This is a genomic window from Cohnella terricola (genome assembly GCF_007786475.1).
GTDB lineage: Bacteria > Bacillota > Bacilli > Paenibacillales > Paenibacillaceae > Cohnella > Cohnella terricola.
In genome coordinates, this window is sequence record NZ_VNJJ01000012.1 from 44700 (window position 1) to 59979 (window position 15280).

Genomic DNA, 15280 nt, shown 5'->3' on the forward strand with positions numbered 1-15280 from the left:
ATATATGCATAGTTAATCTGCAACGTATTGGTCTATATATTCCTGAAAACGCTCTTCCGACCATAAATACTCGTATTCTCTAGTTTCGTTGCTAATTTCCTTATCTATATCAATGGAGTTTATCCATTCAGCTATAGTGCAAACATCTCTATAACTTCTATTCTTTCCGAATACATATTCTAAATCAGACGGATAACATGGTATAGGGAAAGTATCCATTCCCCTCGTTTGGAAACATCCCAAAATATATGAATTAGAGTAGTATTCAATTCCATTAGGATATTTATTGAGTTTAGGAATATATCCTAATACTAACTGATATAAACTTTCATCTCTGAAGCCAGAATAGTTCTCGGGCGACGCAATACCTACTACAAGACTTAATACTTTTGACTTGACCGCCCCAATAATCTCCTCACGAATTATTAGATCATTATAATATTTAATAAAGGTTTCCTTATGCTTCTGTCTTGTCAACATGTCACATATATCATCCCAGAAAAGTACTTGAATATTGAAGCCATATAGTGTGTAGACTTCTTTATCTAAATCAATTATTTCATTTTGAATACTCGAATCTCTTGGAGCAGTTGTAGTAAATAGAAATTTTTTTAGATTTTTATTGAAATTAGATGCCCTTTCAGCTTCGCTTTTGATCTCTGAGATTAGACTTCTTCTAAAATTTCTTTCACTTATATCTGCTTTAGACTTTACTTTGCACTGTATCCCTACTAATTCTTGTTTCGAATCATAGCCATATATATCAACGCCATTTTGACTTTGACCGGACCTTCCATTCTTTTGAATTCTCTCAAGATACACAGCATAAAGATCATGTATTAATGATTCAAATTTAATTCCGTCAGTGATTTCTGGAATTTTGATATAGTCGTACATCTTAATTCTCCTTTATCATCCAATGTCAACATGCGTTTGAGTAAGAAGCTGTATTCTGAATACGATAGCTTACATTTACTTTGTCAATTGTCTATATGCAGTGATAAATCCACGTATTTAAAGAGTTTTTCAAATTCGGATAACGTTACTGTATCTTCGACGTCCCACCGACTTAAACGCCCAACGGGAGTGGCCGCGATGCTGTTAGTCGGTGCGGATGTGTCCGCCAGATTCCACTTCCTTGCCATTCCCCTTCGGGCGGACCGAGGAGCCGTCAGCTCCGATGCGTGGATATGATGTTAGGTCAAGTTAATGCCATCTTGAATATTCTTCCTAATGTTTGATATATTTAATCATATTAAATTTAGGAGGAGATAAATTGGAAATTAAAGAATTCTTACCTTATTTAAGTGTGCCATCAATAATTGGAGGTATCGTTCTAATTATTAGAATAATTGCTTTAGCAAGAACAACAAAAATCGAAAGATTGCTAATGAATGATCAAAAGAACATAACAATATTCTTGATTCAGTCTTTCTTTGCATCAATAATTACCGCAATAATCGCACTGTATTTCACTTCACTTGCAGATGGTGATGAACAAATAGAGTTTTATGTAGCTCTTTTCTTAGTTTATTTTGTTCTAGCTTTCGCCTCAGTACCTGGAGTATACAGTGTCTTGAGTCTAGTTAAAAAACGCTCAATTCATTATGTACTGGTAGATTCTGAAGTTGTAACAGATTCTATGGCCCCTGTTAACGATCCTGTTGAAGTTACTGTTGGAGCTCAATATAAAATTAAATTATATATTCATCGTGTAACATTTGAGGATAAAGTAATAGTATCAAGTAAACCAACTTTGAATGACATTCAAGGATTTAAAAGAGTAATAGATAAATCTTTTCTTTATGATAAAGACATTTTTGAAGAAAAGCTTTAATCTCACCTAACTGCTTATTTACGAAGTTCGCAGATGCAGATACATATACTGTTATATTCGATAAGCCTTTAGATTTCCCTTTTATGTATTGAGCAAATCTGCCCGTTAGTTTGGCGGGGTTATGGTGGCTCTCGCTAACGGAGAAGTGGCTTTTTTTCCGGATGAGTGGCACTCTAAACACCGGAATGGTGGCTCTTTTTGACCGAAATATTTAGTGAATAAAGTAAATGATAAAAGCCTGAGGTTGAGAGCAGCCCCAGGCTTCAAACTCGTTATTATTGCAGAGAAATGGTCACTGGTAATTATCCAGAAACTTTCTTATTCCTTCATTATGATCTTCAAGTTAATCCCATTTTCTTCCTTCGTGTAAATGATCGTATCAATAAATTCACGCAGAATATCATTTGCTTCGTTTTCTGGGATGTTGTCACCATGAGTTAGAAAACGTCTCATGTTTTCAAGTCGTGCAGAAACTTTATCGTGTTCTGACATTTTGTTCTCTGCTGTCATTTCCTCGATCTGTTCTTCAAGTGAAGCGATCTGCTCCTTAAAGGATGCAATTTGCTTACGAGCCTCATCTGGAGTGAAGATTTCCATAACGAAACCTTGTTGCACTCGTTTAATATCCTTGTTTAGTTTCTCGATCTGCTTTTCTCTACGCTTGATCTCCTCATCAAAATTCTGTACCTCATCATCAGTCATGAGATGGATGTATTGTTCAAGCTGCTCAACATATTGAGCAAAGTATTCATGGAAAAGGGTTTTAAAGTCATCAACGTATGCCCCACCATTCGTGCATGTGGTGTAGGTTCCATCATCTTTGTATGTCCGTGTCCTACAGCTTGTAATTCTCTTCTTGCCGTGCGCATTTTGAAATGAGTGGATATTGCCACAGACTCCACAACGTACCAAACCAGAAAATGTATGTTTCCCAACTTTCAAAGCAGCAGGTCGGGAGTTACGTTCGTTTCTAATTCTCTGTGCCATATCAAACAATTCTTGAGGAACGATTGGTTGATGAGCTTCCTTAATCAAAATTTGATCTTCCGTTGAAGTTCGTTCTGTTACACGTTTTCCGTCTTGTTTGTACTGTTTAGTACGTCCGTATGAGGAGTGTCCAGCATAAACAACATTGGCAATCATTCGTGCCACAGAGGATGAACTCCATTGCATGTTAGTAATCCCTGCATTGGTGAAGTCGTATGCTATAGTTGTGGTAGACTTTCCTGACACGTACTCATTGAACATACGCACAATGATCTCGGCATCCTCAGGGACGATCTCAAGATTCTTTGTGTCCCGATTATATCGATACCCAAACGGAACTTTTTTGCCCATCCAATTACCCTTCTTTGCCGATTCTCTTGAACCCCTCATAAGACGCTTTCTAGTAGTTTGCCATTCCCGCTTTTCGATCAGAGCAATAATGTCGCCGCTGAACATTTGATCTTCATTGGTATAGTCCGTCATCGATGTTGGAGTAACTAGAACACAACCAGACTTAATCATGATTTCTTTGACTTCCTCGTAATGTTTCGTGTTCCGAGTCAGACGAGATTGTTCGGTGCAAACGATGGCATCGTATTCATAGTGCTTGATCTTGGACAGAAGCTTCTGGAACTCTGGACGATCCCATTCTTGAGATGATCCTGTCTCACTGTACAAATCATACACATACCCGCGCTTTTCACATAGTTCTATCAGTGAATTAGCTTGTCCATCTATAGATGTAGTTGTCTTATCATCGGCTTCGCGGCTCTTTCTGCAATAGATTGCAACCTTCTTAATCGCCATGATATTTCATCCCCTCATGGTATATTATTCCTTGAGAAGATTATATCATATCAGTTGCAACTAAGAAGCCGTTTGTTTGTAAATCATTGTGGCAATCATTTCCAGGTGGGCAAATTCCTCCGTCCCGATATCGGTCAGCAGTCCGACAACCTTGTCCGGGATCGTATACCTTTGGTTCAGGTAACGCAAAGCCGCCGACAATTCCCCGTCCGCACCCCCATATTGCTCGACAAGATAACGTGCCATCCGAGGATCGCATTTGCTCACCCTAACGGGATATTGCAGCTTCTTCTCATAGATCCACATGGATTAGGATTCCTCCCTCCTCATACTTGCCACGGCCACGGAGTTTCGACCCACTGCCACGGAAAACGGCTATAGCTGTGACCAAATTGCATCAGCGGTCCGTACCTCATCTCGAACTCGTTCGCGATTTGCCGCCGTCTCTGCGCAAGTTGATTAAACTGCTGAACGGCTTGCATATCCGTTGGATGGGTGTCTAAGTACAAGGTTAATTCCACCAACGCGAAATCCGTTCTTTGCAGTTCGAGCAAATCCCGGCAATAGTCTTCGTCGCCCCTGACGCTCTTTTCCGGGCTTTGAGCCGCTTCGTTCCGATATCCGCGTTCGTTGCGATCGTTGCGGTCATTTCTATCGTTACGATCGTAGCGGTCGTTACGGTCATCCCGCTCGAATCGGTCAACCATGTTTCTTACCTCCTTTGGCTTCCTGCCTAGACGGATAAGAGCTATATAGGGCGGGCCATAAAGTACCTCGATTCAACGCCTCGTCCAAAGGGAATTGCGGCAAATTCATCGGCTGGAACACGATATATTGATTGGGGGGCACGACATACCATTTTACGCGGATAGGGGGACATGGGTCATGCGGACCGACAAAAGGCATCCAACTCCGCCACTGGGCATCATTCATCCTGCTGTAACCTCCTCCGTTGTTTTCCATAAAGATTATATTTTTTTCGGGGATTGTCTTATTCCGTAAATTCCAAATGCCAAGCATAAACGGCTTACGCCGTCCTTAGGATCGGAGGATAACGTTTATGTCGGAGGTGATTCAGATAAGTATGGCGATTGTTATACTTTCTGAATCACCAAAAAAGCCGTCCCCTATCAATCTAGGAACGGCTGAAAACCATAGCAGACAAATCTACTACTGAAACCTGATTTTGAAATCGAACAGCCCGGCCTTACGCATCGCCATGAATACAATCACGACGATTGGCCCGAGGAATACGCCGACGACGCCGACGAGCTCGTAGCCTACGTACAAGCTGATTAGCGCAGACAATGCGCCGATTCCGACCGCGTCCCCGAGTATTTTCGGCTCCACGATTCTACGGACGATGGTAATGACCAGGAAGAGCAAGATCAAACCGATGCCGGTGTACATTTCGCCCGTGGCCATTTGATAAACCGCCCAAGGAACGAGCGCCGAACCTACCCCGAGAACCGGAAGAATATCCACGACGACGATTACCAGCGCGATGGCCAGTGGATACCCCGTTCCGATAAAGAGCAAGCCTGCGAACGAAAGAACGTACGTAAAGAGGCTGAGCAGCAACTGCGCGCGAATAAAACCGAATACCGATCGTCGCAGGCTCTGCAACACTTCTTCTACCTGGAGCTGGGACTTCTCTTCGAACAACGACAAAAACGAAGCTTTCATCATCGGCAAACTAAACGCGAATAGATAGACGGCCACCAAGAAAACGACAAAGAAAATAAAAAAGTCCGGAATGCCCGAAGCGAAACTGAACAATACGCCCGATAGTTTGGTCGACAATTGCCCCAGCGCCGCGGTAATATTGGACACCCATTTCTCCAATTCTTCCGGCAAAGGCGTTGCTCCGCGACTGGAATAGCTCTGTGCTTGTCCGATCAAATTTCTTACGTATTCGTTCGCGTTCTCCAACATACCCGGGAGCTTATCGAGAAAAGCCCGCAACTCGGTCACCAGCTTCATTCCGATCAGCCCAAGCAAACCCAGGAACACGATCGTAAACAAAGTACTTGAAGCCGTCGAGGCGGCCAACCGGTTCATACCAGTTTTTCTCATTAGCAACAAAGTCAAAGGTTCGAGGAAAATGGCCGCCACGAGCGCCAGAAGAAACGGCGCTCCGACCGTAAACAATAAATACAGAAATACGAGCGAAGCGACCATCAGCACCAATACGCGAATCGGCACATCCTATCCTCTCCCTCTTCAAACCGTTACTGCAGTTGATCGTCGGTCGGGCCTAATCCCTTAGGTGCGGTTTCCGCGATGGCGATTTTATTTTTGTAAATATGTACGCGCTGAACCCGCAACCTCTCTGTTTGAGCAATTTCGAAGACGTAACCTTCGTGGATGACTTTCTGGCCTTTCGAAATATTGCCTTCCAAATGATTGAACAACCATCCTCCGATCGAATCCACTTCCTCGTCTTCGATCCCGAGTCCCAGCAAATCATTCACGTCTTCAATCAGCATACGCCCGTCCACGGAAGTTAATTCCCCTTTTACGATCACATTCGGAAGCTCATTGTCAAATTCGTCCTGGAGTTCGCCGACGAGTTCTTCCAATATCGTTTCCGCGGTCAGCATTCCGGCCGTGCCGCCGTATTCGTCGATGACGATCGCGACTTGGGATTTCCTTCGTTGCATCAGCTTCAGCACCTTGCTCACTTCCATCGATTCCGGAACGCTGAGAATCGGCCGGAGAAACTCTTTGAGATTGTGGTCTTCATCCGGATCAGCCGTTAACAGATCCGTGATATGTACGAAACCGATAATTTGATCCTTATCTTCGAGTCCGACGGGATAACGGGTATGCTTCGTCGCGTACACCGTCTTCAAGTTTTCGGAATACGGCACGTTCGCGAACAAGCAGTCCATATCCGTACGGGGAAGCATCACTTCGCGGGCCACGCGATCCGAAAATTCGAACACGTTATCGAACAATGTCATCTCGTCTTTGTCGATGATACCGCTCTTCGCGCTTTGGTCCATCAGAATTCGGATCTCCTCTTCCGTATGCGCCGCGTCGTGTTCGCTGGCCGGCTCGACGCCGATCAGCTTCAGCAGCCGGTTCGCCGAACCGTTCAAAAACCAGATGACCGGGAGAAACAACCGATAGAACATGAGCAGCGGCCAGGACAACCAGAGCGATACGCCGACGGAACGTTGAATAGCCAACGACTTCGGCGCAAGCTCTCCAAGGACGATGTGTAAAAATGTAATGATGCAGAATGCGGCAGCGAACGAAATCGAATGAATGATCGTCTCGTCGGTCACTCCGAAATTATGCAGCAAAGGCGAGATGATTAAATCGGCGATCGCCGGTTCTCCGACCCAACCGAGCCCCAGAGATGCTAGCGTAATGCCGAGTTGAGTCGCCGATAAGTAAGCGTCCAGCCTTTTGTTGACCTTCAGCGCATATTTGGCGCGCACGTTGCCCTCGTTGCTTAACTGCGTTAATCGGGATTGACGCACTTTAACGAGCGCGAATTCCGACGCGACGAAAAACCCGTTAAGAAACACTAGGAACAAGACGAGAACAACGTTCCAGAAAATTAAACTCCAATGAATTTCCAAGCGAATCGTGCTCCTCCTCTACTCCCCCGCTATAGCCGTACGAATGTCGCAGCCTTTAGGGGAATGCACGCCTTTGCGTAAAATCGACATCGCGATAGTACATATCGGACACGAGCAAATTCGGACCGCAGCAGCCGGCGCTCGGGCAATGGCAATTGACCGCTTGCTGCATCGGATGTACCCGCCACTTGGCGAATATGTCATCCAGCTTTTCGCTGCGAATATTTCCGAACGAAGGCACGGATGCGAAATCCGTTACGTAAACGTCTCCGCTGAACAGATTGACGTTCACCCGGTTTCTCCCGTCCGGATCGTTGCGGACGGTGACATTGGTTTCTTCTTTCAGCCTGCGGACCAGACTGCGCTCTTCCTCATTTTCGCTGCAAGCGAAGAAAGGCAACGTGCCGAACAACATCCAGACTTCGGGATCGCGGATATCGAGCAGCGTCGTCACCGCTTGGAACATTTGCTCTCGGCTGATGGCTGGCAGTCCGGAAGCGAATGAGCTTGGGTACATCGGATGCACTTCATGGCGTCTGCAGCCCATCTCGATAATAAGCCGGTGAATATCCGCGATTTTGTCGTGAGTGCGATAGTTGATCATCGACTCCGCGGATACGAACAATCCGCCTTTGGCTAGCCTTTGCGAATTGTCGATCATTCTTTCATACAATTTGGAAGTCGTCTCCGGACGGACGTTGCGCCCCGTACGGGCAAAGCCGACCTGGTGGAAATCCTCCGCTTGCGTATAGTTAAACGATATGTGCATCACATCCAAATAAGGAGCGATAAGTTCGTATCTTTCAAAGTCCAGCGTAACGTTCGAATTCAATTGCGTGCGTATCCCGCGCGCACGGGCATACTTTAGCACGGGAAGCATAATATCGCGGACCGTCTCCATACGGAAGGTCGGCTCTCCTCCGGTCATGCTGATCGTTTCTAGATGTTCGACTTCGTCGAGCCGTCGAAACAGAAGATCGAGCGGAAGATGCGGCGCCTCGCTCGTCGTTAAGCTATCGCCTACCGCGCAATGCTCGCACCTCATATTGCACAAGTGAGTTACGGTCAGTTCCACGCTAGTTAATTCGTGGCGTCCAAAACGCTGCAAGGAACGAATCGGATCCCATGGGTCATACGAAGGAGATAATACTTTCCAATCAATAGGCGGTGCATAAGGAGTGTCCGTTGTCGGACGTGTTAGTGCTTGCATCGTTCGTGCTCCTGTCGTTTGTTACGTTCTTATTATTGTACTGGTCGACGTCAAGAAAAACAAACCTTCATCTCGCCTCCCGACAAAGCAGGCTGCCCCGTCCGCGGAATCGAGATCCGCGGACGGGGCAGCCGTTGTCGTGTTATGCCGGCATCATGCTCATTTGGTTCGAATCCAGTTCAATCTTCGAGATCAGCACATTCAGATTTTTGGACAAGTCCATATCGAAAGGCACTTTCAACTCGACGCCTTCCTCGTCCGTCAGCACCCTAATGATGGGACGATGCGCGCAAGTCGAATTAATGTCGCTGACGACCGCGCTTTGTCCCGTATTCAGCTTGACCGTAAGCCCGATCGGATAGATCGCTACCTTGTCCCTGAACATTTGCAGCATCGAAGTATCGTACAGCGTTCCGCTTCCGGAATAGAGCATTTCGACGGCTTGATGCGGAAGCAACGCGTCGCGGTATACCCGATTGCTTGTCATCGCGTCGTAAGAATCCACGATCCCGATCCACTTGGCGTAATCGTGGATCTCGTTTCCTTTAATTCCGCGCGGATACCCGGTACCATTGAGCCTTTCATGGTGCTGGTATGCGCAGTGGGCGGCCAGTATCGGGATATTGGGCTCGTCCTTCAGCAAATAAAAGCCAAGCTCCGTGTGCCTTTTTACTTCTTCGTATTCGGAAGCCGACAGCATGCCCGGTTTGAGGAGTACCTGCATGGAAATCTGGGTTTTGCCGATATCATGCAACAAAGCTCCAATGCCAAGCGTCAAAAGTTCGTCTCGACTATAGCCGTTGGCCATGCCGAGCAATGTCGTATATACGCATACATTCATCGAATGCATGTACAAATAATGATCGACCGTGTGTAAGTTCATGACCATGATCATCGCGTCCTTGTTGCTTGCCAAGTCGTCCATAATCATGTGCATGACTTCCCTCATTTTGCGTCCGACGTACGGATAGACGACAGTCCTGCTTTTGCCAGGCGCGCTGATGAAGTCGCGAAACGTAGTGCGTATCGCTTGAAGCGTACGTCTTTGCGTTTCTTCGTTAAGCAACTCGGGAACGACCAATCCTTCCATTCGGGAATCTTGAACGTATATAAAGCTGATTCCGCACTCTCCCAAACGCCGAATAATCGTCGAGGTCAACTCGACGCCCTCAGCCAATAGCACGACGCCTTCATCGGAGTAAATTCTCTTAGCCAGTTTCATGCCTGGCCGGCATAGAGAGATCGGCATCATGCGCATTTCGTAATCTCCCTCCCTCGATGTATCGAAATCGGACCAGAAAACAAAAACCGCCTAATCAATTCATCGGTAGCTGTTTTCAAATATTGAAGAGAAATTCGGGAAATATCCGCTTTAAACCGCATGAATCGACATGGATAGCCCCTATCTCAATATTAAGAGATAGAAAAGCGCGGCAATCGCGAAACGGTACCAAGCAAAATATTTGAGCTTGAACTTCTGCAAAGCTTTAAGAAATGCAATTACGACAACCCAAGCGACAAGGAAAGATACGATAAAACCAGTTAATAGAAAGCCGACATCGATATTGCCGGACTTGAAATTGTCGATATTGCTAAGAATCTCGTACCCCGTCGCTACCGTCATGATCGGAATGGCGATAAAGAAGGAAAAGTCCGCAGACGCCCGATAGCTGACTCCGCCTAACATACCTGCCGCAATCGTCGAACCCGATCTTGAAAAGCCCGGCCAGACGGCGGAAATACATTGAAGAACGCCGATCAATAAAGCTTGTTTGTATGAAATATCGTCCATCGTTTCCGCGGTGCGTTTGATTTTGCCCGAATCGTACAAATACTCAGACACCCACATGTAAATACCGCCGACGACAAGCGCCCACAATACCGGGGCGTCGTGAAAACCGAATTGCTTAATATGATCGCGGAAAATGTACGCAACGCCGAGCGGAGGCAGGATTCCTAGCGCGACATGGATCAGATTCAATTTACGTTTCGGGAAAGAATCGACGTTCAGCCCCCGAACCGCTTCTTTCTTGCCCAGTCCGAATACTTGTAAAATCTTGTTTCGATAGACGAGCGCGATCGCAAGGATCGCCGCGAATTGGATAACGATCTCGAACGTTTTGAGCTGCTCGGGCGCTTCTTCGTACCCTAGCAGCTTATTCGTCAAGATCATGTGTCCCGTCGACGATACGGGCAGAAACTCCGTTAATCCTTCTACGATTCCCAGAATGATCGAGTCGAACCAATGCAACATGTTTTATTCTCACTCCTATTTCATTCGTTAGTTGTATGAAATGCGGCAAGCCGCTTACAACTCGTCTATGAAATGCCATCTGGGTGATTTGGACGCTTCTACCAAGCGCGGATCATTAAGCGCCTCGGACAGAACGTCCCGGATGAATTCTGGTAGAAAATAACGAATGTCTCGCCCTTCTTTGAGCTCAAGGTATCCGACCCCGAAAGTGAACATATCGAGGGTGCCGACGACATATTCCCGTTCTACGTCGAGAATTTCCCCGTTGACCCTGACTTCCTGAATTCGCCGATACGGATCGCGCTTAAGGTCAGCTGTCGCTTCCAGGCCGTCCGCGCATAACATTCCTAATACCCGTCCACGAAAACCGAATCCCTTGATCTCCTTGTTTTGAAATTCGGGAAGCAAGCTTTCCTCCAGGGATCTCAAGATCAAGTCTCCGCGAAGTAGAATAGCGCAAGGATTGATCGGAGACGGGCATATGGCGTGAATCGTCTTCTCGGTGACTTCTCCGGCTGGTAAATCTTCTAGAAGTTGACCGGCGTTCACGAGACCGATCTCTGCGCCCGTCAAGCGTCTGATCGCGCAGGCGAGCAGCGTAGGCAGCGAAGATTCCGCATCATGACGCGACGCCATTGACTCGGACAACGTCGCGATACGCCGCTGCATCTTTAACTTGGCACGCTCGCCGTAGTCCGATATTAGCTTATCCATCCCGGGGCTTGCAGGGAATGCGTCTGTTGCGAGACATCCTCCCGTCACTTTCAGAAGCTTGTTACCTTCCCCGAGTTCCAACTCGAGACGCCCAATATAAGCACCGAATTTCCCGGCGGCACAGATCGCGGTCGAACCGACAATCAGCGGCGTTTCCAGAAGGTGATGGGTGTGCCCGCCAAGAATAAGATCGATTCCTTCCACGACGGCCGCGATTCGCTCGTCCTGGCGAAGACCGAGATGGGAGAGCAGGATCAGCACATCAACTTCCGGGCGAAGACGTTCCGCTTCCGTTTTCAATGCTTCGATGGGATCGTCGACTTCCCAGCCCAATAACCGATAATACTCATCGAACGGAGCGGTAAGTCCGATGAGGCCTATCTTGACACCCTTCTTGACCAACGTCAAGGACGGAGTCATCCACGAGGGCGGGCGTCCGGTTCCAAGCAGCTTCATGTTCGCGCAGACGTACGGGATCGTCATACCGCCGAGAATGCTCTCCAACTCGGAAGGGGTATAGCTTAACCCTTCGTTATTTCCAAGCGCCACCGCATCGTAGCCGATCCGTTCAAGCGCCGCCCGGTTCACTGCCGCTTGCGTTCCTTCCGTCTCCATACGGGCTCTGTCCAGAAAATCGCCGCAATCGACGAGGATCAGCTTGTCGGGATCGATTGCGCTTCTCGCATGGGCAACGTAACTCGCGATTCGGGAAGTTTCTTCGAAATGGCTGTGAATATCGTTCGTATGCAGCAGCGTTAACGTGACGTTCGGTTTGGTCATGCAGTGATCAACCTTCTATTGATGGACAATCTGATCTCTCCTAACCGCCGATCTGCGACATTCGACGCTCCGTCGGCACGTGGCTTTGTTGGGATCCGGCAAGCAGCGCGGCCATCTCGTGATTCTCCGGCTTAATATCCATCGCCTTCCTGAACAACTGCTCCATCGCTTCCGGAGAACCGAGAGCGGGCTTGACGTTCAGTTCGTCGATCCAATACAAGCAGGGTTTGATGTGACCGTCCGCCGTCAAGCGCAGACGGTTGCAATTCCGGCAGAAATGCTCGCTGACCGGATGGATGAGGCCGAACGTTCCGTTCCCTCCTGCAATGCGCCAATTCTCCGAAGGCCCGCTCCCTTGGGGAACATCCGCCCTTTCCAGCGCATAGCCGAGCCGAACCGCTTCCTCGAGCACTCGCGACAGCGGAAGATAGTGCTCTCTCCAGCCCGCGTCATCGTGCCCGATCGGCATATATTCGATAAACCGGACGTGGATGCCGCGTTCCGCGCTAAGCTTCAGGAACCGGCCGATCTCGTCCTCGTTTACTCCTTTAAGCAGTACGCAATTCAATTTGATCGGATGAAGGCCCGCTTCGACCGATGCTTCGACGCCTTTCCATACCTTGTTCAAATCTCCCCTGCGCGCAATGAATTTGAATCGAACCGGATCCAGTGTGTCCAGGCTGATATTGACCCTCGTTAGCCCGGCTTGCTTGAGCCTGGCCGCCTGTGGAGCAAGAAGCAAACCGTTCGTGGTTAGAGAGATATCTTCGACGCCCGGCAGCTCGGCGAGGCTGGCGATCAACTGTTCGAGGCCTGGGCGAACGAGCGGTTCTCCTCCCGTAATTCTGAACTTGTGAATCCCAAGCTTCACGGCTGCGTTCGCAACCTCGACGATCTGCGGATAAGAAAGCAATTTGTCCTGTTCCATGAACGCCAAGCCTTCTTCGGGCATGCAATACAGGCAGCGCAAGTTGCATCGGTCCGTTACCGAAATGCGCATATACGTATGCTTCCTTCCGAACCTGTCGATGAGATCCGGCATCCCGTTCGCCCCCTTGGCGCTATTCTCTTGTCTTCCTAGCATAACATTTTCGAAGGGGATATGGTATTCTTGGTACAGCATTGTTTACCGTTTCGGGAAAGGAAGTTTTTACGCAAATATGGCTATCACGTGGAGGATATCCTTATTCGCCGGATTGGCCGAACGTTTGGGCGCACGTGGCTTGACTCTCTCTTGGGAGGAAGCCGGGCTTACGGTCGGCGAGATCAAGGCGATGCTCGCCGAGCAATATCCGGAGCACGCCGAATTGCTCGGCGTCTGCTTCATGGCGCGGAACCAAGCATACGCTCATGACGAAACGTTCGTTCATCACGACGACGAGCTTGCTCTGCTGCCGCCGGTATCCGGGGGCGTAAATGAGCGGCAAGAGCGAGAAAGCAGTCTGCATAACAAACATATACGACATGTAATTACCTCGGATCCGATCGACGCCGGACGCGTGTTGTCGAGCGTCTATCATCCCGATCACGGCGCGGCCGTCGCCTTCGTCGGAACGACCCGGGAATGGACCGCAGGCAAGCGCACCGTTACATTAGAATACGAAGCTTACGCTCCGATGGCCGAAGCCGCTCTCGCGGAGATCGGAGACGAGATCGCCGCGCGTTGGCCCGGAACGCTGTGCGCGATCTCCCATCGGACGGGAACAGTCGGCATCGGAGAAATCAGTGTCGTCATCGCCGTCTCTTCGGCGCACCGGGCGGACTCTTACGAAGCGAGCCGTTACGCCATAGAACGGTTAAAACAGAAGGTGCCGATCTGGAAAAAAGAAATTTACGAGGACGGGACGGAATGGAAAGGGCATCAGCTCGGGCCTTGGAATCCCCTAGCTCCCCTCAACGGATTGGAAGGAGACAAGGGTTGAAGGCGCGGGACGTGAGATATGCCAGACAGGTCCGGTTCGCCGGAATCGGCGAGGATGGACAGACTCGGCTGATGACGGGGCATGCCGCGATCGTCGGGGTCGGAGCGCTCGGCTGCGTAATCGCGAACCATCTTGCCCGTGCGGGCGTAGGAAAGCTTACCCTGGTTGATCGGGATATCGTAGACCGAAGCAATCTGCAGCGGCAAATGCTGTACGATGAGGCGGACGCCGAATCGGAAACGCCGAAGGCGATCACCGCCGCCTCCAGGCTTACAGCGATTAATAGCGGGATCGAAGTCATCCCCCGCGTCACGGATTTAAACGCTTTTAATGTGGAAACGATGCTTGCCAGCACCGATATCGTACTGGATGGGACGGACAATTTCAGCGCGAGATATTTGCTGAACGAGTTTAGCGTTAAATCCGGAATTCCATGGATTTATGGCGGCGCAGTAGGCGCTTCGGGCATGACGATGACGATCGTTCCGGGAACGACGCCTTGCTTGCGCTGCCTATTCCCGGAGCCTCCTGGCGGAGGAACGCTCGATACGTGCGAGACGACAGGCGTTCTCTCTCCAATCGTCGATACGATAGGTTCCGCGCAGGCAATGGAAGCGATCAAGCTGCTCTCGGGCCGATCGGAGACGCTGCACGGCTCGCTTCTGCAGATCGATCTGTGGCGGCAGCAGTGGCATTCGCTCGGAGTCGCGGGCGCACGTAGAGTCGATTGCCCCGTCTGCGCCGAACGCCGCTTCGATATCCTGGACGGCGAAGCCGGATTCGAGACGGCAACCGCTTCGCTATGCGGGAGAAATACGGTTCAAGTGCTGCCGCCAAGACCGCTGTCGCTCGATCTCCGTTCGCTGGAATCTCGTCTTGGCCATGCCGGGCAAACGGAGCTTACCCCCTACTCCTTGCGCTTACGGCTTCCGAGCGGCATCGCGTTTCTGCTATTCCCGGACGGACGAGCGCTTGTCATGGGAACGGAAGATGATCAGACCGCCCGGCGAATATACGCCGAGTTCCTGGGCGAATAGGTATATATGCCGACCTACCTTTCTTCGAGTAAATCTTAAAGAGTTCCCGCCTTATATACCCTAACGCCGGCCTGTACCATCTGCTCGGTCATAACGGTAACGTAAGCTTACATGTAGCCAACGGATTCTCAGACAAATT

Annotated in this window: 14 protein-coding genes and 1 pseudogene; 3 read left to right on the plus strand and 12 right to left on the minus strand. The window is 49.0% G+C overall.

Annotation, left to right across the window (positions count from 1 at the left end; genetic code table 11):
* Positions 1-12: 12 nt before the first annotated feature.
* Entirely contained in the window at positions 13-897 is an 885-nt protein-coding gene (locus FPZ45_RS18525) for a hypothetical protein (protein WP_144705224.1), read from the minus strand.
* A gap of 379 nt (positions 898-1276) precedes the next feature.
* On the opposite strand from FPZ45_RS18525, the gene FPZ45_RS18530 reads away from it, so the two are divergent.
* The gene (locus tag FPZ45_RS18530) at positions 1277-1837 is read left to right on the plus strand and encodes a hypothetical protein (protein WP_144705226.1); all 561 of its coding nucleotides are present in this window, start codon (positions 1277-1279) and stop codon (positions 1835-1837) included.
* Between the two features lie 318 nt (positions 1838-2155).
* Here the strand turns inward: FPZ45_RS18530 and FPZ45_RS18535 are convergent, their stop codons facing one another.
* From FPZ45_RS18535 to moaA, 11 genes and pseudogenes are all read right to left on the minus strand, one after another.
* Entirely contained in the window at positions 2156-3631 is a 1476-nt protein-coding gene (locus tag FPZ45_RS18535; protein ID WP_144705228.1) for a recombinase family protein, read from the minus strand.
* Positions 3632-3700: 69 nt separating this feature from the next.
* Positions 3701-3937, minus strand: a pseudogene (locus FPZ45_RS18540) (manganese catalase family protein); the annotation flags it as partial.
* 20 nt (positions 3938-3957) lie between these two features.
* Positions 3958-4185, minus strand: a complete 228-nt coding sequence (locus tag FPZ45_RS25790; RefSeq protein ID WP_246120502.1) for a spore coat protein CotJB — start codon at positions 4183-4185, stop codon at positions 3958-3960.
* A 145-nt stretch (positions 4186-4330) separates the two neighbouring features.
* The gene (locus tag FPZ45_RS18550) at positions 4331-4564 is read right to left on the minus strand and encodes a spore coat associated protein CotJA (protein WP_144705232.1); all 234 of its coding nucleotides are present in this window, start codon (positions 4562-4564) and stop codon (positions 4331-4333) included.
* A gap of 237 nt (positions 4565-4801) precedes the next feature.
* Positions 4802-5836 carry a sporulation integral membrane protein YtvI gene (gene ytvI / locus FPZ45_RS18555; RefSeq protein ID WP_144705234.1) on the minus strand — a complete coding sequence of 345 codons (1035 nt, stop codon included), beginning with the start codon at positions 5834-5836 and terminating at the stop codon, positions 4802-4804.
* Positions 5837-5862: 26 nt separating this feature from the next.
* A complete protein-coding gene (locus FPZ45_RS18560) occupies positions 5863-7224 on the minus strand; it encodes a hemolysin family protein (RefSeq protein ID WP_144705236.1) in 1362 nt (453 codons plus the stop codon).
* Between the two features lie 55 nt (positions 7225-7279).
* Positions 7280-8434: a radical SAM/CxCxxxxC motif protein YfkAB gene (gene yfkAB, locus FPZ45_RS18565; protein WP_144705238.1), complete on the minus strand. Its 1155-nt coding sequence runs from the start codon at positions 8432-8434 to the stop codon at positions 7280-7282.
* A gap of 142 nt (positions 8435-8576) precedes the next feature.
* Entirely contained in the window at positions 8577-9692 is a 1116-nt protein-coding gene (locus FPZ45_RS18570) for an HD-GYP domain-containing protein (RefSeq protein ID WP_144705240.1), read from the minus strand.
* A 144-nt stretch (positions 9693-9836) separates the two neighbouring features.
* Entirely contained in the window at positions 9837-10688 is an 852-nt protein-coding gene (locus FPZ45_RS18575; RefSeq protein ID WP_186438458.1) for an undecaprenyl-diphosphate phosphatase, read from the minus strand.
* Between the two features lie 54 nt (positions 10689-10742).
* Complete coding sequence (locus tag FPZ45_RS18580) at positions 10743-12182, minus strand: bifunctional metallophosphatase/5'-nucleotidase (RefSeq protein WP_246120494.1); 1440 nt, start codon at positions 12180-12182, stop codon at positions 10743-10745.
* A 40-nt stretch (positions 12183-12222) separates the two neighbouring features.
* Complete coding sequence (moaA, locus tag FPZ45_RS18585) at positions 12223-13224, minus strand: GTP 3',8-cyclase MoaA (protein WP_144705241.1); 1002 nt, start codon at positions 13222-13224, stop codon at positions 12223-12225.
* A gap of 118 nt (positions 13225-13342) precedes the next feature.
* On the opposite strand from moaA, the gene FPZ45_RS18590 reads away from it, so the two are divergent.
* Positions 13343-14104 carry a molybdenum cofactor biosynthesis protein gene (locus FPZ45_RS18590; RefSeq protein WP_186438459.1) on the plus strand — a complete coding sequence of 254 codons (762 nt, stop codon included), beginning with the start codon at positions 13343-13345 and terminating at the stop codon, positions 14102-14104.
* Entirely contained in the window at positions 14101-15141 is a 1041-nt protein-coding gene (locus tag FPZ45_RS18595; RefSeq protein WP_246120495.1) for a ThiF family adenylyltransferase, read from the plus strand. Before FPZ45_RS18590 ends, FPZ45_RS18595 begins: the two co-directional genes overlap by 4 nt.
* Positions 15142-15280 lie beyond the last annotated feature (139 nt).